The organism is Cocleimonas sp. KMM 6892 (genome assembly GCF_035798195.1).
Taxonomy (GTDB): domain Bacteria; phylum Pseudomonadota; class Gammaproteobacteria; order Thiotrichales; family Thiotrichaceae; genus Cocleimonas; species Cocleimonas flava.
Genome location: NZ_JAPFBV010000023.1, coordinates 1 through 705 on the forward strand (window position 1 = coordinate 1; position 705 = coordinate 705).

Annotated in this window: 1 protein-coding gene; it reads left to right on the forward strand. The window is 33.9% G+C overall.

Going from position 1 to position 705, the window contains the following annotated elements:
- Positions 1-172 precede the first annotated feature (172 nt).
- Positions 173-610 (forward strand): hypothetical protein, encoded by a 438-nt coding sequence (locus OO007_RS20210; RefSeq protein WP_325810185.1) that lies wholly within the window; start codon positions 173-175, stop codon positions 608-610.
- Positions 611-705: the final 95 nt, after the last annotated feature.

Consider the following 705-nt stretch of genomic DNA (forward strand, 5'->3'; position numbering starts at 1 on the left):
TTGAAGAACAAGTGGCATTAGCTGCTTAAATGAAGTGGCTACTTTTCGTGGGGAACACCAGTGTCTGCGACGCAAAAGCAATAATTGGGGAATTTAAATAGTTAATTTTGACACCCCCCACCTTTTAGACACTTTTTGTAGCAAGACTAAAATAGATAAGAGTAATAATGTTATGAAATATGTATTTTGTTTTTTATTAATTATCTCTTTTTCAAACGGTATCTCTCAAGAAAGAGAATACGGAAGATCCTTCGATCTTGGATATGGTTTTGTTGAAAAACATTATTCAGTAAAAAACCCGCCTGGTCATTGGGAAGCAATAGCAAATTATACTGCTATTTTTTTTAACGGACGTGATTTAGGCAACTTATCGGGCTTTAAAATATCGCCTTCTGGTAGACATGCGATTTATGGAAAAGACGAGGGGGGGAAATTGTATATTTTCTATACAAAACAACAAAAGGAAAAGTCGCTTTCTTTAAAAGAATACTGCTATCCAAATAACCCCAGATGGAATGAAACGCAGATGAAATTATTAATTGGTTGTTTAAAATCAAACGACGAATATTACGATTTAACAATCAACTTAACTAAACCAGCGGTAATATAAGTTAGTTAAACTATAAATTACATAACAAGTGACTGTGGTTCCAAGTCAACCTTTTAAGCCAATTTTTCATCCCAAACCTCCCCTTTTTTCACCAT